This is a genomic window from Tateyamaria sp. (assembly GCF_039945315.1).
GTDB lineage: Bacteria > Pseudomonadota > Alphaproteobacteria > Rhodobacterales > Rhodobacteraceae > Tateyamaria.
Genome location: NZ_JBDUXB010000063.1, coordinates 114,346 through 133,589, shown reverse-complemented (window position 1 = coordinate 133,589; position 19,244 = coordinate 114,346). Strand labels below are relative to the sequence as shown.

The following is a 19,244-nucleotide window of genomic DNA, read 5'->3' as shown; positions in this document are numbered from 1 at the left end:
TGAGGTCGACGGTCAAGCTTCCTTGTTTTTGACTGTCATAAGGGCCTCGACCACATGTGTTCGATCTGTTTCGCCACCCGTACCTTTGATCCCATGCGTCACGAGGACGGGGCCGACCTGGCATTTGCGAACCTGACCGAAGACCCAAATGCAATTGACGGTATTGCGACCACAAACGGCATGGCAGTCAGAGATACGTTTTCGGGAACCTTATCAGAAAGCGGTGATGAAGATTGGGTAGCGATCAACCTGACAGCCGGCGTAACCTATGAAATCGCTTTGGACGGCGGGTCGTTGAGCGACCCATTGGTTCGACTGTTTGACGCTGATGGCAATCAAGTTGCGGCCAATGACGATGGTGGCCGAGGGCTATTTTCACTGCTTGAGTTCGAACCAGGTGCCTCCGGCACTTATTATGTGGTGGCGGATGCGTTTTCGACGCAGACCGGCACATACACCCTCACCGTCACTGATGAAACTGCCACTACGCCAACGCCGGCTCCTGCCAGCACTCTGGACGACATGGCACTGTACCTTTCCGAAGGCTTCTGGGGAAACAGGGAGATCAGCTTTGACACCAGCCAGTCCAACGTCATCACCGTCAGCATTGCCGGGTTAACTGCAGCAGCGCAGCAACTAGCCCGTTGGGCGATGGATGCGTGGGAAATGGTCGCCAATCTGGACTTTCAGATCGTCACCTGGGGCGAGATGATCACCATGGATGATGAGTTAGGCGGCGCATTCGCCTACGCGCCCAGCTCTGGGTCTAGCAGTGGTGTCGAGATGAATATTTCCACCAACTGGGTCAGCACATACGGCACCTCGATCGACAGCTACAGCTTCCAGACCTACTTGCACGAAATCGGCCATGCGATCGGCCTAGGCCATCAGGGCGACTACAATGGCAATGCGAACTATGGCACTGACGAAACTTTCGCCGAAGACAGCTGGCAAATATCGGTCATGTCGTATTTCAGCCAAACAGAAAATACTTCTATAACCGCAAGCTACGCTTTTGTAACAACTCCCATGATGGTCGATATTCTGGCGATCCAGCACATTTATGGCGCGCCTGACGCAGATAGCGTCACGGCGGGCAATACGGTCTATGGCGCAGGTTCGAACCTTGGGAACTACCTAGATTCTGTCTTTGACTGGCTGGCAGGCGGTGCAACCTCGCCCGAAGTATCCAGAAGTACCGTGGCTTTCACCCTCTACGATCAGGGCGGCAGCGACATGATCGACCTCAGTTATATGACGGATACCGCCCGCCTTGACCTGCGGGCCGGGGCATTCTCGGACTTTGGCAACTTGATTGGCGTGATGGGCATCGCCCGCGGAACCGTCATTGAAAACGCCATACTCGGCGACGGAGCGGATGACGTCACTGGTAATGACGCCGCCAACACAATTGATCTTGGGGTCGGAAACGACAATACCACGGCCGGAGCCGGCAACGACTCAGTGTTGGGCGGCATCGGGTTTGACACCATCGATGGTGGGACTGGCGATGACACACTGATCGGTGGGAATGGCGCTGATTCATTGATGGGCGGCGATGGTGCAGACCAGTTGGAAGGCGGCGACGGCTTTGACCAGATACAAGGCGGGAACGGCGATGACCGTATCCTCGCCGGATCTACCGCAGACCGCGTCTATGGAGGTGATGGCGATGATTGGATCAGTGGGGGGGGCCAACGTGGGCAACACCGTCGACGGGCTTTGGGGCGAAGAGGGCAATGACACCATCGTTGGCGACGGCGGCTTTGACCTGCTGGACGGTGGAGCAGGGGACGATCTGCTCGACGGCGGCCATCAGGCAGACAACCTCTATGGGAGAGATGGCAATGACATCCTGCGGGGCGACCTCGGTCTTGACCGCCTGTTTGGCGGCGCCAACGACGATCTGGCCGAAGGGGGAGACGGAAATGACGGCCTCTTTGGTGATGGTGGCAACGATTCTCTGTATGGCGAGGCAGGACATGACAACTTTTTTGGTGGCAGCGGAGACGACCTGCTGAGTGGCGGAGCAGACAATGACACACTTAATGGCGGGTCCGGATTCGACACGCTCGACGGAGGAGCCGGCGATGACGAAATGTTTGGACGTTTCAACGCCGACACATTCGTGTTCGAAGACGGGCATGGCGACGACACAATCGGAGACGTCAGTGCGCTGAATGATTTTGAAAAGATCGATCTGCGTGGTGTTAGCGCGTTAACCAGCCTAGGCGATCTGGATCTTGGTGACAGCGGCGGCGGGGCCGCTATCCAAGTCGGCAGCTATGTCGTCATCACGACAGGTTTGAGCTCTTCAATCACCTTGTCAAACGTGGTCCTGTCAGACCTCGACGCGCTCGACTTTATCTTCTGACGCACAAGCTACTCTAGTTGGTCCAAAAGTGGACCGTGGTTACTGGAAATTAACCAATTCGACGAAAGGTGTCGGCAACATGCAGACACCCAAACCATTCGAGAATCTGTTTCTCAGCATCGGCGCGATGAAGGCTGGCACCACGTGGCTTTATGCCGTCTTGGGCCGCCATCCTGAATTGCATTTCGCGATGGAGAAAGAAATTCACTACTTCTATCACCACTTCGTCAACACCAATCAGCTCAGCGAAAAGCGTCGGCTGAAAGAGGCATATGATCGTTACATCCCGCGCTTTGATCCCAAAACCAGCCATCTGGACGTGGTACGTCACAACCTGCGCTGGATCGCTTCCTATCTGGATCGGCCCGTGGATGATCTGTGGTATCGCAACCTGTTCCAGTTGCGCGATCACGAGACCTACGCTTGCGATTTCTCCAACCTGAACGCGCATCTCCCGGCCGAGGCCTGGCCGCGAATTTCTAACAACTGCCAAAAATTGCGGGTGCTTTATACACTGCGCCATCCGGTCAAACGGCTTTGGAGCCATACCAAGTTCCACCTCGAAGTGACGGGCTGTGCAGAAAAGCTGGATAAGTGGGGCCCGCACGATTTTGAGATCTTTTTGCGCCAGCCCCATATCTGGGACAACGCGGAATACGGTGCCGTTCTGCGCCGCGCACGCGCAGGTTTGCAGCCGGATCAGTTCAAGGCCATATTTTATGAAGATCTGCACGCCAATCAGCGTGGCACATTGGCTGATATCGAACGGTTTCTGGGCGTGGCGCCTTTTGATTATCCGCAATCGCTGTTGGAAAAACGTTTCACTGAAAGCGTGAAGCGACCAATGCCGGCTTTCTTTGCTGATATGGTGGCTGACGACGTTGTCCGCATCAATGCCGAAGTCGAAGCCGAAGGGTACTCGATTCCAGACAGTTGGCACAACTGACGGCCACCCGAACCTACTTATCGAGGATGTCCCGGTGATACCGGTTCAGCAGGAACAGTCCAGCCAATCCAAGACCGCCACCCAGCGCAATCGGGTACATCACCGATACATAAGTTGGCTGGTAGAATGGATAAAATCCATCGCGCATCATGCCCACCACATGCACAAGCGGGTTGAACCAAAGGTAATCTGCGTAAGGTTGCGGTACGATTTCAAAGTTGAAAAAGATGCAGGAAATCAGAAAAAGCGGGCGGTTCAAAACTGCCCATGCCGTCTGCCACACTGGATAGGCAAGCGTCAGAAAGCTGTTCAACGCTCCCACTCCAGAGGCAAGTGCAAGCAGCATCACATAAGCCAGCGCGATCTTTGAAACGTCAAATGTTGTATCAGGTTGCTGCATAACAAGGATAAAGCTCAGCACCAGCCCGTGCACCACCAATTGCGTCAGCATGTTGAGCAGGAGTCGGGCCGTCAACGCGTCCAGAAACGTGACACGGGGGTAGGCAAGAAGCGCGCGGCTGAACTGTATCGTCTGGCCCAGTTTGCCCGAGATGTCCGAATACATCAGGAACGGCAGAAGACCCGCCGCGTAAAACAAGGCAAAATTGCTGCCTAATGGCGGACTGCGGAACCCAACAGAAAAAATCAACGTCAGCAACGCAATGCCTGCCGCCGGTTCCAGGATCGCCCATACATATCCACCCGGAGAGCGCCCGTAGGTTGTCGAAATTTCACGCAAGATCAGCGCAAATACGGCGCGCAACGTCGAAAACCGCATGCTGTGGGCGACGATCACCGGTGCGGAACTGAGATGCATCTGTTTCCCCTCGCATCTGTAGAAAATCTTAAGACGTTCACGCTAGCCAAGTGAGAAGAACAAACACTTAACTCGCGGTGGATTCGGCCAGAATGGCACAAAGCAGCATGAAAACAGCGGCAGCGGATGTCGAACATCCGACGCGAAAACCGCGGATTCTGCGTGCCAAACAGCGTACCGAAGCGACAATCGAACGCATAACGTCGGACGCCAGAAATTTGTCATCGGACGCCGAACCCGCAACTGCCTTGCCTGTCCAATCCGCAGAGGCCGGGCCTAAAGCAACGATATCTGGTTCATTTGTACCGCATACCGTTCCAAGTCCAACGCCAGCGCGCCCTGCACGGACGCGGGGGCGGCACCGGTTTTTGACATTGTCCTTCGTCTTGTTCTTTGTAACGCCAGTGACACTGGCCGGTTATTACCTGTGGACTTTCGCCGCCGACCAATACGCCTCGAACCTCGCGTTTTCCGTCCGCTCCGAAGAACAAGGGTCAGCCGTTGAACTACTGGGCGGAGTCACGGAACTATCCGGATCCAGCACCGTAGATACAGACATCCTGTTTGCCTATCTCACCAGCCAGGAATTGGTCTCAAAAGTGAATGATCGTCTTGATCTGGCTCAGATGTGGAGCAAGGTGACTGTCAATAACGACCCACTTTTTGCCTACGATCCAACCGGAACGATTGAGGACCTGTTGGCCCATTGGCAGCGCAAGATATCAATCATCTATGACAGCGCGACACGCCTGATCGACGTGAGGGTTCTGGCCTTTGACCCCGCCGACGCTCAAGCTGTAGCCCAAGCGATCGTGGAAGAAAGCACCGCGTTGATCAACGCGCTTTCCGACACCGCACGGGACGATGCGATCAACTATGCCCGCGACGAACTAACCGTCACCTCGGACCGTTTGAAAGAGGCGCGTCAGGCCCTCACCCTGTTTCGCAATCGCACACAGATCGTGGACCCCGACATCGACACCCGAAATCAAATGGGCGTCCTCGTGACTCGGCAGCGTCAATTGGCTGAGGCGTTAATCGATTTTGATCTTTTGCAAGACACGACCCGGTCTGGCGACCCTCGTATCGCACAGGCGACGCGGCGCGTTGACGTCATTCAAAAGCGTATCGACGCTGAACGACGCAAGCTTGGTTTGGGAGCGGGTGCTCAAGAAGGTGTCGTGTTTGCAGACCTAGTTGGGGAATATGAGGGGCTCATGGTGGACCGCGAATTTGCCGAGGCTGCTTATACCAGCGCCTTGGCCACTCATGATGCAGCACTGGCCGAGGCACGGCGCCAAAGCCGCTATCTTGCGGCCCACATTCGCCCGACGCTGGCGCAACAGGCCGAATATCCCGAACGGCTCAAGATGCTTCTACTCGTTGCGCTTTGTAGCTTTCTTGGCTGGAGCATTCTCAGCCTCGTTTTCTATAGCCTGCGCGACCGACGATAGGGGGAAGGCGATGATTGAACTGGACCGTTTGACCAAAGTGTTTTGGATCAAAGGCGGACGCAAACGGGTGGTGGACTCACTAAGTGCTACCTTTCCTACGGGTGCCAGTGTGGCGCTGCTGGGACGTAACGGCGCCGGAAAGAGCACCCTGCTGAAGCTGATCGCAGGCACGATGCGCCCCACCTCAGGACAGGTGCTATCGAGTGGTTCGATCTCTTATCCTGTCGGTTTTTCCGGGTCTTTTCACCCGGATATGTCCGGTTTGCAAAACGCACGCTTTGTGGCGCGCCTCTATGGCGTCGATACGGACGAGCTGGTCGATTTTGTTGAGGATTTCGCCGAACTGGGTTCGCATTTCAGGATGCCGTTGCGCACCTATCCATCTGGCATGCGGGCCCGACTCTCATTTGGCGTGTCGATGGGTATCCCGTTTGACACATACTTGGTCGACGAGGTGACATCCGTCGGAGACGGCGCATTCCGGGACAAGAGCGTGCGGGTCTTTGACGACCGACGGCGGACTGCCGGGGCGATCGTCGTCTCGCATTCAGAGTTCATGGTCCGGCGTATTTGCAACATGGCTGCGGTGCTCGAAAACGGGAAGGCGACGATTTATTCGGACGCTGATGCAGCCCTTGAGCATCATACTGAAAACCTTGCCAACCCGTCAGCACATCAACCGCGGTTGGCATCATGACAGCAATAGATACGAACATTGCCGCATCCTTTATGCGGGTCCTGAGGCAAGCGGTTCGTCCACCTCATCTGCGTCGCTTTTGGACAGCAGTCCATGAGGACGGATGGCGCCTCGCTATCGCCAAGGCGCGACATTTCCTTGGCATGCAGTGGCGCGGATCAGCCCACACAGTTTTGCGAGAAAAGACAGATTCGTCCCAGAAATCTCCTCAGTATCTACATGGTATCTGGCAAGAGTTGGCGCGCGGAAACGCATTCCACGTCAACGCACCGCGCTGCGATACCAACCACCGTTTTGTTGCCATCATCGGCGATCTGAACTTGCCGCAATGCCGCAAATACCGGGTCGAACAGCTAGCCGGGTTTTGGCACGCACAGGATATAGCTTGTGAGTTTGCCCATTACGAAGACCTGCCAAGGGTCACTCGACTGCTCAGTCTGGCCACACATTTGGTTGAGTATCGCCTACCAGCCACGCCGTTGACGGAGATGCTGCGTTACGAGGCGCGGCGACTGCGTTTACCGATCCTCTATGACATCGACGACCCGCTCTTTTCCGTGTCCGCCTATGAGACCTATGGGAACATGAACGCGATCGACCCGATGATGAAGCAGCACTTTGTCGCGCGAGCGCCCAGGTACATGTCAATGATGAATGGGGCCGATTTGATCTCAGTCTCCACCCCCGGTTTGGCACAGCACGCAGCCCTATATTCGTCGCGCCCGATCCATGTGCGCCGCAATTTTGCCGACCCTGTCACACTCACTGAAGGCGCACGTGCTCGTGCTCGGCGACCAGCGAGGGATGGTGCATTTCGTGTGGCCTTTGCCAGCGGTTCCAAAGGACATGAGGTCGACCTTGCCGAGATTGTAGACGTGATCGAACCGTTCATTATGGCCGCGCCCAAACGCCGCCTTTTGATGCTCGGACACATCAACAAAGGCACCCTGCCAAAGGCTCTCTTGGCGCGCACGGATGCCATGCCGTTTTCGACATATGAGGCCTATCTGGCAGCCCTCGCCCGCGCAGATTGTGCACTGATGCCTTTGGCCAATGACCTGTTCAATCAGTGCAAGAGCGCAGTTCGTGTAATTGATGCCGCTGCGGTGTCTGTTCCGTCCATTGTAGGCCCTGTTGGCGACATGGCGTCCATGATTACACATGGCGAAACAGGTTACATCGCGCAAAACCCGGAGGATTGGCTGACGTATCTCAATTTTCTGACCAACAGGCCCGATCGAGCGACTCAAATTGGCGAAGCCGCGCGGCAAACGCTTGAGACGGAATGGAGTGGGCAAGCCAGCACGCACATCATTGATCCCGAGATCCTAGAGTGGGTAAAGCGATGAACAAACGCCATATTCTACTGGCCAACGTCTTTTTCGCCCCCTTTACCTATGGGGGCGCGACGATTGTGGCCGAAGAACTAGCCAAGGCGCTTGTTACGCGCGGGGATTACCGAATTACAGCAGTGTCTCTGTGCACCCGGGCGGAGCTTGAGACGTATACGGTGACAAAATCGGAGCGTGACGGCATCGTGAATTACGTCATCAACGTACCGCAAAACCGCAGCTATCACGAGATGTACAACAACCCACAGGTCGCCGCACTTTTGGGAGAGTTGATGGACGGGCTGCATCCTGACTTGGTACATGTCCACTGCGTTCAGGATATTGGCACGGGCATCCTTCAGACCGCCCATGCGAGAAGCATTCCTATCATTCTTAGCGTCCATGACTTTTGGTGGATTTGTGAACGGCAGTTCATGATCCGTCCGGACGGAACCTATTGTGGCCAATCGCCAGTACGCATTGACGCTTGCCGCGCTTGCGCAATCGACATGGGCGAAGCACGCACACGATTTGAACACCTCAGAATGATGGGCGCGCTAGCCAATTGCGTGACCTATCCCAGCCAATTTGCATATGACCTGGTCTCGTCTTCCGGCTTTGCGCCCGGACGAGGAGTTGTGCTGGAAAACGGCGTGCGGTTGCCCGGTTTTGGTTTTTCGGACGCACAGGGGGCACGACGCGCACGTGATCCGCGCCTGACATTCGGGTTTGTTGGCGGCCCATCCCAAATCAAGGGCTGGCCCACAATACGGGCGGCCTTTGAATTGCTCAGGCAAGAGGACTTTCGTGTTCTTCTGGTGGACGGCAGCCGAGACGGAACGTGGTGGACATCTGCACATACAAAAGGGCTTCGGGGAGATTGGGAGATCTGCCCGAGGTTTGAACAGGAAAACATGGATGGGTTTTATGCCCAAATCGACGTGTTGCTGTTCATGTCCCAGTGGAAAGAGACATTTGGCCTCACCATCCGCGAGGCATTGGCACGTGGGATCGACGTCATTCAAACGGACAGTGGTGGAACTGTAGAACACACTGCTGCCCGCAACGCAGACCTAATTCCGATTGGTTCACCTGCATCAACGTTGCAAAAACGGCTCGCCGCCGCTTTGACACAACATCCAAAGGCTCAGGCGCAAACGCCAGTTGCCGGATACGCAGATCAGGCGCGCGCATTCCACCAGGTTGTGGAGGATGTACTTGCCGCCGCGTGATCCAAAGGCCGAAACCGTTGATATCCTAATGGCGGTTTATAATGGGGCAGACAAACTGCCGGCCCAACTCAACAGTTTTGACGTGCAAACGCACTGCCATTGGCGGCTGTTGGCCAGCGATGATGGGTCTACAGACAAAAGCGTGCAAGTCTTGAAAACCTTTGGTAGCGTGCACCCTCGCGGACAGGTCAAAGTCATCAAAGGCCCACAGCAAGGGGCTTCTGAGAATTTCCTCAGGCTTTTGCGCCACGTTGCCAACCAAGATGTTTCTCCCAGCTGGATCGCCTTTTCTGATCAGGATGATGTCTGGCTACCAGACAAGATCTCTCGGGCACTGAACACGTTGAGACAATATGATCCAAGGCGTCCGACGCTATACTGCAGCCGCACGTGGGTGACGTGCCGAAATTTGTCTAAACGACGAATGTCCGCACCTCGCCCACGCACCCCGCACTTTCGCAATGCTTTGGTGCAAAACATCGCCGCCGGGAACACAATTGTTTTAAACCCGGCGGCAGTTTCGCTCGTCTTAGAGGCAGTCAATCATGTCGGACCAGTCGTCGTGCACGATTGGTGGCTCTATCAATTGGTCACCGGCACTGGAGGGAAAGTTGTTCATGATGACATGCCCAGCCTTCTCTATCGTCAGCATGAGGCAAACCAAATTGGTGTAAGTGACACAGCCTATGCCCGATTGCGGCGGCTTCTTCAGTTACTGCGCGGGGAATTTCGTGCGTGGAATCAAACCAATATTGCTGCCCTGCTCTCTTGTGGTGCGGTTCTGCGCCCCGATCACCTTGCAATGCTAGAATCGTTTGCACGACTTTCGACGCTGCCGGTGTTAAAACGGATGCTGTTGCTCAAACGGCTTGGCTTGTACCGCCAAACGGTCGGCGGGACGATCACGCTGTGGTTTGCGGTCTTGTTTCGATTGGTGTGATACTGGGCACAGTCCCCAGAGTCGTGTGGGTGTGCGTTACTCAAGCCTTGCGTTACTTTGCGTTCTGCACAAAACAGGTCCAGAGCATAGAATTCATGGAGTTCAATCGTGAAAATTGCAGTGATTGGGACGGGCTATGTCGGCCTCGTTTCGGGTGTTTGTTTTTCGGACTTTGGTCATGACGTGGTTTGCGTCGACAAAGATTCCACCAAGATCGAAACACTAAAGCAAGGTGATGTGCCGATTTACGAACCCGGTCTTGATGCTCTGATGATCAAGAATGTTGAGGCCGGTCGCCTTTCTTTTACCGTTGATCTTTCCAATGCAGTTGAAGGCGCGGAGGCTATTTTTATCGCCGTGGGTACACCGACCCGGCGTGGCGACGGGCACGCCGATCTGACATATGTGATGGCAGCGGCCGAAGAGGTGGCGAAACTGGCCAAAGATTATGTGGTGATCGTCACTAAATCGACTGTCCCCGTCGGCACCAACCGGCAAGTCAAGCAGGTTGTGCGCAAAGCCAATCCAGACCTCGACTTTGACGTTGCCAGCAACCCTGAATTCCTACGCGAAGGCGCAGCGATAGACGACTTCATGAAGCCTGACCGCGTCGTGGTCGGCGTCCAGAACGATCGCGCTGCGGACGTGATGGCTGAAATCTACCGCCCCCTTTTCCTGCGGGATTTCCCGATCGTTACCACCGATCTGGAAAGCGCTGAGATGATCAAATACGCCGCCAATGCGTTTCTGGCGACAAAGATCACTTTCATCAACGAAATCGCGGCGCTGTGCGAACGCACCGGAGCCGACATCAAACAGGTGTCCAAAGGTATGGGCTTAGACGGACGCATCGGGAACAAGTTTCTGCACGCCGGTCCGGGCTATGGTGGATCTTGTTTCCCCAAGGATACCAAGGCATTGGCCCGAATCGGACAAGAGCATGCGGTCCCGATGCAGATCACTGAAACGGTGATCAAAGTGAACGAAGAAACCAAACGGCGCATGATCGACAAGATTTTTGATTTGTGTGACGGGCAGTTGGCTGGCAAAACCGTCGCCGTCTTTGGGGTCACATTCAAACCCAATACAGACGACATGCGCGATGCACCCTCGCTCACAATTGTGCCCGCCCTCATAGGTGCAGGGGCCAAAGTTCGCGTTACGGACCCGCAAGGTCACCATGAAGGCGCAGCTTTGCTTCCCGGCGTGCAGTGGGCTGAGGACGCATACAAAGCTGCCCAAAACGCTGATCTGGTCGTAATCCTGACAGAGTGGAACGAATTCCGCGCTCTCGATCTCAAGCGATTGGCGCGGCGCATGACAACCCCGCACATGGCTGATTTGCGCAATATCTATTCCGCGCATGACGCTAAACGCGCCGGCTTCACCGCCTATGACAGCATCGGGCGCGCGGCCTGGTCGACGGAAATCGGACCAGACGGATAGTGCTTCACGTTCTGATCATCGGTGGTTCTCTCTATATCGGCTACCGTTCTCCAAACTGTTTCTAGAGGACAATTTGGAGGTGACTGGTCCATAGGACCGCACGCATTTCTGAGATTACGGAAGGCGACAGTCTGTCGCCATTTGTTCCTATGGCGGGGTCAGTATCGCCAACTTCGCCACCGCTCTCTTGATGTAGTTATTCCAAGCGATTGAGGTCGCGCCAGGTCAGACGGCACGGAAGAACATTATTGAATTACAACCCGGTGGTACCCCTGCAAAATTGGTCAACGGCAAGTTGTTATCCGATCTGATTGGGTACGCACCAAAGGCTTCCATGAAGGAAGTCGTGGCGCAGTGTGCGGCGTCATATCAGGACCAATATCAGTCTTGATCGGATCACATGTTACAAAATTTTACATTGATCGAGTAATTCGTAACATTTTGATTGCCGCGACTCACCTCCTCGCCTACATTCGAAGGGGAGGAGAACGGTATGGATGCATTGATCTGCGACGCGCAACGCACACCGATTGGCCGCTATGGTGGAGCGCTGTCGAAAGTGCGTGCCGATGATCTGGCCGCTGCGCCCATTGCCGCGCTGATGGCGCGTCATCCGACCCTCGACTGGTCAGCAATCGACGATGTCGTCATGGGTTGCGCCAATCAAGCGGGCGAGGACAACCGCAACGTGGCCCGCATGGCGGCTCTGCTGGCCGGAATGCCTGTGGACGTGCCCGGTATCACCGTAAATCGCTTGTGCGCCTCGGGCATGGACGCCGTTGGGATCGCCGCACGCGGCATAAAAGCAGGCGATCTCGATTTGGTCATCGCAGGCGGTGTTGAATCGATGACTCGCGCACCATTTGTCATGCCAAAAGCGGACACCCCATTCAGCAGGGGCGCAAAAGTATTCGATACGACCATCGGTTGGCGCTTTGTGAACCCAGCGATGCAGGCCGCCCACGGGATCGATTCTATGCCTGAAACGGCGGACAATGTTGCCGAAGACTGGCAGGTCAGCCGTGCAGATCAAGACGCCTTTGCCGCAAGTTCGCAAGCCCGCTGGGCCACCGCACAGGCCAAGGGCGCCTTTGCCCAGGAAATTGCACCGGTCACCATACCGCAACGCAAGGGCGACCCGGTGATCGTGGATACCGATGAACACCCACGCCCAAACACAGATGCCGCCGCTTTGGCGAAACTGCGCGGCATCAACGGCGCGGACAAGACTGTCACCGCAGGCAATGCATCTGGCGTAAACGACGGCGCGGCGGCCTTGCTGATTGCCTCGACCAATGCTGCCAAAAAATATGGGCTGACACCAATGGCCCGGATCGTTGGGATGAGCGCGACCGGCGTAGCGCCCCGGGTCATGGGCATCGGCCCGGTGCCTGCCAGCCGCAAAGTGCTGGAACGCGCGGGCCTGACCATCGATCAGATGGATGTCATGGAATTGAACGAGGCCTTCGCAGCCCAAGGTCTCGCCACCTTGCGCGACCTTGGGGTGGCCGACGACGATCCGCGCGTGAATGCCCAAGGGGGCGCCATTGCAATTGGTCACCCACTGGGCATGTCCGGCGCGCGACTGGTGATGACAGCCGCCTACCAACTTCAACGCACCCAAACCCGCTATGCGCTGTGCACCATGTGTGTCGGCGTAGGGCAGGGTGTGGCCATGATACTCGAAAGGGTCTGAGATATGTATGCACAGATGATCAAATCCGAAGCGTCCAAGGACGATCCCGAACAGCTGGCTGCCTTTCAGGAACGCATCGACGCGGGCGACAAGATTGAGCCCAAGGATTGGATGCCGCAGGGCTACCGGAAGACCCTAATAAGGCAAATTGGCCAACATGCGCATAGCGAAATCGTCGGCCAACTGCCCGAAGGCAACTGGATCACACGGGCACCGACGCTCGAACGCAAAGCAATTCTGTTGGCCAAAGTGCAGGACGAGGCGGGCCACGGACTGTACCTTTATTGCGCCGCCGAAACGTTGGGGGTCAGCCGGGATGAGCTGATCGAAATGCTGCTCGACGGGCGGATGAAATACTCGTCCATCTTCGCATACCCAACGCTGACATGGGCAGATATGGGCGCTGTTGGCTGGCTGGTCGATGGGGCGGCGATTATGAACCAAGTACCTCTGCAACGGACAAGCTTTGGTCCTTATGCCCGCGCGATGGTGCGCATCTGCAAAGAAGAGTCGTTCCACCAACGGCAAGGGTTCGACATCATGATGAAGATGGCAAACGGGACCGAGACACAGCGGCGCATGGCACAGGATGCATTGAACCGGTTCTGGTACCCGTCCCTTATGATGTTCGGCCCGTCAGATTCTGAAAGCGTCCATTCCGAGCAATCCATGCAGTGGAAAATCAAGATGAATGGCAACGACGAGTTGCGCCAGAAGTTCGTCGACCAGACTGTGCCACAGGCGGAATACCTTGGCTTGACCGTGCCGGATCCCGATTTGCAGTGGAACGACGACAAAGGCGGCTATGATTTTTCGGGCCCTGACTGGTCTGAATTCTTTGACGTGCTGAAAGGCAACGGCCCATGCAGCACCGAGCGGATCGAAGCCCGGCAAAAGGCTTGGGATGATGGCGCATGGGTGCGTGAAGCCCGCCTTGCCCACGCGGCCAAGAAACGTGTCCCCAAAGTCGCGGCGGAGTAAGACGATGTCCAACGAATGGCCCCTGTACGAAGTCTTTATCCGAGGGCAACACGGTCTGAGTCATAGGCATGTAGGATCCTTGCATGCGACAGATGCAGCCCATGCGATCCAGAACGCACGTGATGTCTATACCCGTCGTAAAGAAGGAGTGAGCATCTGGGTTGTGCCGGCAGCGGAGATCACTGCATCCTCACCAGACGACAAGGGCGCGCTTTACGACCCGGCGGATGACAAAGTTTATCGTCACCCCAGCTTTTTTGACATTCCTGACGACGCAGGTGCGATGTGAGCGTCACAGGGCTCATCCGGATGGGCGACAGCGCTTTGGTTTTGGGTCAGCGCCTGTCTGAGTGGTGCGGCCACGCCCCGGCGCTGGAAGAAGATATTGCATTGGCCAACATCGCGTTGGACCTTATTGGCCAGACCCAACTGTGGCTGGGACTGGCGGCAGAGCGCGGAGCCGGGGCAAGCGCCGATGCCCTCGCCTTTCACCGCAACGCATGGGATTTCCACAACCTGCTTCTGGTCGAACAACCCAATCGCGACTTTGCGGTTACAATGATGCGGCAGTTTCTCTTCGACGCGTGGCATTTCGAGGCACTGACCGCGCTTGCGCCCCATGAAAACGCAGAGGTGTCAGCCATCGCTCAAAAGTCGCTCAAAGAGGTCACGTATCACCGCGAGCGATCAACCGATACCATGATTGCTTTGGGTGACGGAACAGAAGAAAGCCGTGCACGTATGCAGGGCGCCTTGGATCGGCTGTGGCCTTATGTAGGTGAAATGTTCATCACTGACGCAGATGATCTGACTGATGTTGCGGCGCTGCGTCCATCCTTTGAGGCTCATGTGCATTCTACTCTGGATGCGGCAACACTGATCGCTCCCACTTCAGATTTCGCCCATCAGGGCGGCAAAACCGGGATGCGCCACACTGAACACTTGGGCCATATGCTCGCTGTGATGCAGTCGCTGCCACGCAGCTATCCGGATGCGACATGGTAGGCGCTCAGGCACCCGTTTCGGACGTATGGGAATGGCTGGCCGAAGTACCAGACCCGGAAATCCCCGCGATATCCCTCGTTGATTTGGGCATCATCCGCGATGTGTCATGGCAGGGCGATACGCTGGAGATCACAGTGACACCCACCTATTCCGGTTGCCCCGCCACATCCGTAATCAATTTCGAGATCGAAGCGGCGCTGCGCCGTAATGGCATCGAAAATGTGTCTCTAAAAAAGCAAATTGCGCCCCCATGGACCACCGATTGGCTGTCAGAGGACGGGTGCAAGAAACTGGAAGCCTACGGCATCGCGCCGCCTCAACCGGCAGGCGGACCACAGAACTGCCCGCATTGCCAGTCCAAGGCGGTTGAGCGGATCAGCCAATTTGGCTCGACCCCGTGCAAAGCGCAGTGGCGCTGCACGGATTGTCTGGAACCCTTTGACTACTTCAAATGCATATGACCGATTTCCAACCCCTGACCGTCACCAATATACATCGCACCATCCGAGACGCCGTAGTGCTGACACTCAAGCCAAAAGATCCGGCTGCCTTTGCCTTTTCCCCAGGACAGTACCTGACGTTCAAACAGGATTTTGACGGTACCGAACTTCGGCGCAACTATTCTATCTGTGCAGGCCTTGATGACGGCACATTGCAGGTGGGGGTCAAACGCGTAAATGGCGGCGCATTTTCAACCTTTGCCAATACGGCCCTCAGTGTCGGGGACACCCTGCACGCGATGCCGCCAATGGGACGCTTTGGAGTAGAAATCGATCCCGATAAGGGAAAATCCTATCTTGGTTTCGCGGGTGGATCGGGCATCACACCTATTCTGTCGATCCTGAAAACGGCTATGGCACGCGAACCCAACAGCAATTTTACCCTGATCTATGCCAATCGCGCCGTGCACACGATCATGTTCCGCGATGAGCTCGAAGACCTCAAAAACCGCTACATGGAACGGTTCACGCTGATCCATGTTCTGGAAACCGGGCAGGACATTGATCTGTTTTCGGGTCGTGTCGATCAGGAAAAATGTGCCGCTATGTTCAAATCGTGGATCGATATCGCATCGGTCGATACGGCCCTGATCTGCGGTCCTGAGCCGATGATGCTGGCGATATCTGCCGCGTTAGAGACACATGGACTGTCCAAGGATCAGATCAAACTCGAACTGTTTGGTGCTAGCCAACAGGGGCGATTGGCGCAACAGGCGATCAAGGACAAAAGTAAAAACGCACCCGACACGCGCGCCAATATCACCATCGACGGCACCACCCATCACCTTGAGATGGCCAAGGATACATCTGTGCTTGAGGCTGCAATTGGGGCCAACCTCGACCCTCCATTTGCATGCCGTGCGGGCGTTTGCAGCACGTGCAAAGCCAAGGTGACGGAAGGGGAATACCAGATGCTGACCAATCACGCCTTGGAAGATTACGAGGTTGAGGCAGGATTTGTCCTGACCTGCCAATGCTACCCACTCAGCGACACGCTGACACTCGCTTACGATCAGCATTAAGAGGGCTCGCACCATGCGTCAGGTTCACAGTTTCGCCGCCGGTCAGTGGATCGCCCCCGGAGCAGGAGCGCGGCCCATTGAAAGCGCCATTACAGGGGATGTGATCGCTGAGGCCGGGAATGACGCGCTGGACGTTACCGCAATGCGCGGTTTTGCCCGCGATACTGGTGCACCTGCTTTGCGAGCAATGACGTTTCATGACCGCGCCCGGATGCTCAAAGCCATTGCGCTACATCTGCGCGAGCACCGCCAAATTCTCTACGACCTCAGCTTTGACACCGGCGCTACGCAATCCGATCACCTGTTCGACGTGGATGGCGGCATCGGGACAATGTTGGTGTTTGCCTCAAAAGGTCGGCGCGAGATGCCGGATGCCCAAGTCTATCTGGATGGCGCGCCGGAACAACTGGGCCGGTCGGGGCAGTTCATGGGCCAACATATATGCACGCCGCTGCAGGGCGTCGCCGTCCACATCAATGCCTTCAACTTTCCGGTCTGGGGAATGCTGGAAAAGCTTGCGCCAACTCTGCTCGCCGGGATGCCTGCAATTATCAAACCCGCGACAGCGACCTCTTATGTGACGGAGGCCTGTGTTCGCCTGATCATCGAAAGTGGTCTGTTGCCCGATGGCGCTTTGCAACTGATCGCGGGGGGGACAGGCAATCTATTGGACCAACTGGATTGCCAGGACGTTGTGACCTTTACCGGGTCGGCTAACACCGCACTGCACCTGCGCGACAATGAAAATCTGCGCAACAATGCAGTGCGATTTTCGGCCGAACAGGACAGCCTGAATGCCACGGTGTTAGGGCCTGACGCGACCACCGGCACACCCGAATTTGACCTGTTCATCAAAGAAACCGTGACCGAGATGACGACGAAGGCTGGGCAGAAATGCACAGCTATCCGACGGATGATGGCACCCGAAACGCAGGTCGAGGCCGTGATTGACGCGCTCAGCCAAAAGCTGGCCGGCATCACCGTTGCGGACCCGCGCGACGCCGGCACCCAGATGGGTGCGTTAGTGTCTAATGTGCAGAAAAAGGATGTTTTGACGAAATCTGACCAACTCGCGACGCAGGCCGAACGCGTGTTTGGCGATCCCGAAAGGTTCAGCATGGCGGACAGTCCGGGCGCCTACTTGCCCCCTATGCTGTTTCATTGCGCGGACCCGGATGCAGCGACCGTGGTGCATGACGTCGAAGCGTTTGGACCTGTGTCCACGGTCATGCCGTACCGCGATGTTAACCATGCAGCCACACTGCTGAACAAAGGCAAAGGGTCGCTGGTTGCCTCTGTCATCACGCGCGATGTGCACATCGCGCGTGACCTCACTCTTGAGTCCGCCCGATTCCATGGACGGCTCTACTTTAACAATCGAGACTCCATGACAGAGGCGACAGGCCATGGTGCACCCCTGCCCCACATGGTTCACGGCGGACCAGGCCGCGCTGGCGGGGGCGAAGAGCTGGGCGGCGTGCGTGCCGTCAAGCATTACATGCAGCGCACTGCCATTCAGGGCAGCCCGGACATCCTGACCGGAATCACCGGCCAATGGGTGCCGGGCGCAGCCGAGGCGGTCGAAGACGCCCACCCGTTCACCCGACCCTTTGCAGACCTTAGCGTTGGCGACACGCTGCACACACCTGCGCGTACGATCACGATGGACGACATCGACACTTTCGCCCATTTCACAGGCGACACGTTTTACGCCCACATGGATGAGGAAGCCGCCGCGGCCAATCCTTTCTTTCCCGGACGGGTGGCGCATGGTTATTTGTTGCTCAGCTTTGCCGCGGGGTTGTTTGTGCAACCTGACCCGGGTCCGGTTTTAGCCAATACTGGGCTTGATCATTTGCGGTTCATGAAACCGGTACAGGCGGGGGACAGCATTAAGGTGCGCCTCACGGTCAAAGCCAAGACCCCCCGTAACGATGACTATGGCGAAGTACGCTGGCACGTGACGCTCACCAATCAACTGGATGAAACCGTGGCAGAATATGAACTGTTAACGATGAATGCGTGAACAGGCCTACACACGGGCTGTCACCGCCCTTAGTACGCTTGGGCCAATACGTGTTTGGTCCCTGTTAGTGACTGTTTTTGGCGATTTGGCACCGGATTGCTCCTTAGAGGGCCCCACCTTGTCGGTACTGATGGACGGGATCGGGATCAAGCCCGAAGCGACACGCGTAGCGTTGCACCGATTGCGGGCCGATGGGTGGATCACCTCCCAGAAACAGGGACGGATCAGTCAACACCGTCTTACGCCAAAGGGAAGGCAAGACAGCGAAGCCGCGCGGCCCCGGATCTATGGACAAACTGAGACTGCAGGAACACGTGCGAAGGCGGTTCTGGTACGCAATGGCGCAGAGGCACTTGATCCGGCGCTTTTTACCTCAATCGGACCCAACCTGTTTTTGTGTGCAAAAGACACGCCCACGCCATCCGACGCTATGATCCTCGCGGTCGACGACATTCCGCACTGGCTTGGCGCTCAGATCGAACCGCCAGCATTGGTGCGCAGCTATGATGCTCTCTTTGGTGTCCTGACCCAGATTGAATCCGAGGTCACAGAACCAATATCACCCCTTGAAACGGCAGTATTGCGGGTAATGATCGTGCACGCCTGGCGTCGCCTTGTACTGAAACATCCCAACCTGCCCCAAACCGCTCATACACCTGATTGGCGCGGGCATGACTGTCGCGCGCTGGTGACCCAGCTGCTGGATCGTTTTGAGCGGCCCGCCTTAGACCAGCTGGACACGCGATAAACCGCGCTTTCCCAAGCCCTACACACGCG

The 19,244-nt window shown here is 56.3% G+C and carries 18 protein-coding genes; 17 read left to right on the top strand and 1 reads right to left on the bottom strand.

Translation table 11 applies throughout. The features are described 5' to 3' along the window. The first annotated feature begins 54 nt into the window (after positions 1-54). The 3 genes from ABJD00_RS21870 to ABJD00_RS21860 all read left to right on the top strand — a co-directional run bounded on the left by ABJD00_RS21870 (position 55) and on the right by ABJD00_RS21860 (position 3,320). Positions 55-1,743, top strand: coding sequence for a M10 family metallopeptidase C-terminal domain-containing protein (locus tag ABJD00_RS21870; protein WP_413849300.1), 1,689 nt, complete (start codon positions 55-57; stop codon positions 1,741-1,743). Further along, the gene (locus ABJD00_RS21865) at positions 1,700-2,374 is read left to right on the top strand and encodes a calcium-binding protein (protein ID WP_413849298.1); all 675 of its coding nucleotides are present in this window, start codon (positions 1,700-1,702) and stop codon (positions 2,372-2,374) included. The genes ABJD00_RS21870 and ABJD00_RS21865 overlap by 44 nt, the downstream gene beginning before the upstream one ends. 79 nt (positions 2,375-2,453) lie before the next feature. Next, the gene (locus ABJD00_RS21860; RefSeq protein WP_413849296.1) at positions 2,454-3,320 is read left to right on the top strand and encodes a sulfotransferase family protein; all 867 of its coding nucleotides are present in this window, start codon (positions 2,454-2,456) and stop codon (positions 3,318-3,320) included. A 13-nt stretch (positions 3,321-3,333) separates the two neighbouring features. On the opposite strand, the gene ABJD00_RS21855 is transcribed toward ABJD00_RS21860, so the two are convergent. Beyond that, the gene (locus tag ABJD00_RS21855) at positions 3,334-4,137 is read right to left on the bottom strand and encodes an ABC transporter permease (protein ID WP_413849294.1); all 804 of its coding nucleotides are present in this window, start codon (positions 4,135-4,137) and stop codon (positions 3,334-3,336) included. Between the two features lie 92 nt (positions 4,138-4,229). Between ABJD00_RS21855 and ABJD00_RS21850 the strand changes: the two genes are divergently transcribed. From ABJD00_RS21850 to ABJD00_RS21785, 14 genes are all read left to right on the top strand, one after another. Beyond that, complete coding sequence (locus ABJD00_RS21850) at positions 4,230-5,591, top strand: capsule biosynthesis protein (RefSeq protein ID WP_413853712.1); 1,362 nt, start codon at positions 4,230-4,232, stop codon at positions 5,589-5,591. A gap of 10 nt (positions 5,592-5,601) precedes the next feature. Beyond that, the gene (locus ABJD00_RS21845; RefSeq protein WP_413849290.1) at positions 5,602-6,288 is read left to right on the top strand and encodes an ABC transporter ATP-binding protein; all 687 of its coding nucleotides are present in this window, start codon (positions 5,602-5,604) and stop codon (positions 6,286-6,288) included. Next, positions 6,285-7,637 carry a glycosyltransferase gene (locus tag ABJD00_RS21840; protein ID WP_413849288.1) on the top strand — a complete coding sequence of 451 codons (1,353 nt, stop codon included), beginning with the start codon at positions 6,285-6,287 and terminating at the stop codon, positions 7,635-7,637. Before ABJD00_RS21845 ends, ABJD00_RS21840 begins: the two co-directional genes overlap by 4 nt. Continuing rightward, entirely contained in the window at positions 7,634-8,851 is a 1,218-nt protein-coding gene (locus tag ABJD00_RS21835) for a glycosyltransferase (protein ID WP_413849286.1), read from the top strand. The genes ABJD00_RS21840 and ABJD00_RS21835 overlap by 4 nt, the downstream gene beginning before the upstream one ends. Continuing rightward, positions 8,832-9,791, top strand: a complete 960-nt coding sequence (locus ABJD00_RS21830; protein WP_413849284.1) for a glycosyltransferase — start codon at positions 8,832-8,834, stop codon at positions 9,789-9,791. Before ABJD00_RS21835 ends, ABJD00_RS21830 begins: the two co-directional genes overlap by 20 nt. A 108-nt stretch (positions 9,792-9,899) precedes the next feature. Then, entirely contained in the window at positions 9,900-11,237 is a 1,338-nt protein-coding gene (locus tag ABJD00_RS21825; protein WP_413849282.1) for a UDP-glucose dehydrogenase family protein, read from the top strand. 493 nt (positions 11,238-11,730) lie between these two features. Continuing rightward, positions 11,731-12,933, top strand: coding sequence for a 3-oxoadipyl-CoA thiolase (gene pcaF / locus ABJD00_RS21820; RefSeq protein WP_413849280.1), 1,203 nt, complete (start codon positions 11,731-11,733; stop codon positions 12,931-12,933). Between the two features lie 3 nt (positions 12,934-12,936). Further along, positions 12,937-13,914 carry a 1,2-phenylacetyl-CoA epoxidase subunit PaaA gene (gene paaA, locus ABJD00_RS21815; protein ID WP_413849278.1) on the top strand — a complete coding sequence of 326 codons (978 nt, stop codon included), beginning with the start codon at positions 12,937-12,939 and terminating at the stop codon, positions 13,912-13,914. Positions 13,915-13,918: 4 nt separating this feature from the next. Continuing rightward, positions 13,919-14,203: a 1,2-phenylacetyl-CoA epoxidase subunit PaaB gene (paaB, locus tag ABJD00_RS21810; protein ID WP_108836792.1), complete on the top strand. Its 285-nt coding sequence runs from the start codon at positions 13,919-13,921 to the stop codon at positions 14,201-14,203. A 20-nt stretch (positions 14,204-14,223) separates the two neighbouring features. Then, positions 14,224-14,919, top strand: a complete 696-nt coding sequence (gene paaC / locus ABJD00_RS21805; protein ID WP_413849367.1) for a 1,2-phenylacetyl-CoA epoxidase subunit PaaC — start codon at positions 14,224-14,226, stop codon at positions 14,917-14,919. Continuing rightward, positions 14,913-15,380, top strand: a complete 468-nt coding sequence (gene paaD, locus ABJD00_RS21800) for a 1,2-phenylacetyl-CoA epoxidase subunit PaaD (protein WP_413849276.1) — start codon at positions 14,913-14,915, stop codon at positions 15,378-15,380. Before paaC ends, paaD begins: the two co-directional genes overlap by 7 nt. After that, positions 15,377-16,441, top strand: coding sequence for a 2Fe-2S iron-sulfur cluster-binding protein (locus ABJD00_RS21795; protein ID WP_413849274.1), 1,065 nt, complete (start codon positions 15,377-15,379; stop codon positions 16,439-16,441). The genes paaD and ABJD00_RS21795 overlap by 4 nt, the downstream gene beginning before the upstream one ends. Before the next feature lie 13 nt (positions 16,442-16,454). After that, on the top strand, positions 16,455-18,467 hold the full coding sequence (gene paaZ, locus ABJD00_RS21790; RefSeq protein WP_413849272.1) for a phenylacetic acid degradation bifunctional protein PaaZ: 2,013 nt from the start codon (positions 16,455-16,457) through the stop codon (positions 18,465-18,467). Next, complete coding sequence (locus ABJD00_RS21785) at positions 18,460-19,215, top strand: PaaX family transcriptional regulator C-terminal domain-containing protein (RefSeq protein WP_413849270.1); 756 nt, start codon at positions 18,460-18,462, stop codon at positions 19,213-19,215. The genes paaZ and ABJD00_RS21785 overlap by 8 nt, the downstream gene beginning before the upstream one ends. Positions 19,216-19,244 lie beyond the last annotated feature (29 nt).

Excerpts from the sequence above, each read along its gene's own strand:
- ABJD00_RS21835 (WP_413849286.1), top strand. The coding sequence starts at position 7,634 with ATGAACAAACGCCATATTCTACTGGCCAACGTCTTTTTCGCCCCCTTT.
- ABJD00_RS21830 (WP_413849284.1), top strand. The coding sequence starts at position 8,832 with ATGTACTTGCCGCCGCGTGATCCAAAGGCCGAAACCGTTGATATCCTA.
- paaD (WP_413849276.1), top strand. The coding sequence starts at position 14,913 with ATGGTAGGCGCTCAGGCACCCGTTTCGGACGTATGGGAATGGCTGGCC.
- pcaF (WP_413849280.1), top strand. The coding sequence starts at position 11,731 with ATGGATGCATTGATCTGCGACGCGCAACGCACACCGATTGGCCGCTAT.
- ABJD00_RS21840 (WP_413849288.1), top strand. The coding sequence starts at position 6,285 with ATGACAGCAATAGATACGAACATTGCCGCATCCTTTATGCGGGTCCTG.
- paaA (WP_413849278.1), top strand. The coding sequence starts at position 12,937 with ATGTATGCACAGATGATCAAATCCGAAGCGTCCAAGGACGATCCCGAA.
- paaZ (WP_413849272.1), top strand. The coding sequence starts at position 16,455 with ATGCGTCAGGTTCACAGTTTCGCCGCCGGTCAGTGGATCGCCCCCGGA.
- paaB (WP_108836792.1), top strand. The coding sequence starts at position 13,919 with ATGTCCAACGAATGGCCCCTGTACGAAGTCTTTATCCGAGGGCAACAC.
- ABJD00_RS21850 (WP_413853712.1), top strand. The coding sequence starts at position 4,230 with ATGGCACAAAGCAGCATGAAAACAGCGGCAGCGGATGTCGAACATCCG.
- paaC (WP_413849367.1), top strand. The coding sequence starts at position 14,224 with ATGGGCGACAGCGCTTTGGTTTTGGGTCAGCGCCTGTCTGAGTGGTGC.
- ABJD00_RS21870 (WP_413849300.1), top strand. The coding sequence starts at position 55 with ATGTGTTCGATCTGTTTCGCCACCCGTACCTTTGATCCCATGCGTCAC.
- ABJD00_RS21785 (WP_413849270.1), top strand. The coding sequence starts at position 18,460 with ATGCGTGAACAGGCCTACACACGGGCTGTCACCGCCCTTAGTACGCTT.
- ABJD00_RS21855 (WP_413849294.1), bottom strand. The coding sequence starts at position 4,137 with ATGCATCTCAGTTCCGCACCGGTGATCGTCGCCCACAGCATGCGGTTT.
- ABJD00_RS21860 (WP_413849296.1), top strand. The coding sequence starts at position 2,454 with ATGCAGACACCCAAACCATTCGAGAATCTGTTTCTCAGCATCGGCGCG.
- ABJD00_RS21845 (WP_413849290.1), top strand. The coding sequence starts at position 5,602 with ATGATTGAACTGGACCGTTTGACCAAAGTGTTTTGGATCAAAGGCGGA.
- ABJD00_RS21795 (WP_413849274.1), top strand. The coding sequence starts at position 15,377 with ATGACCGATTTCCAACCCCTGACCGTCACCAATATACATCGCACCATC.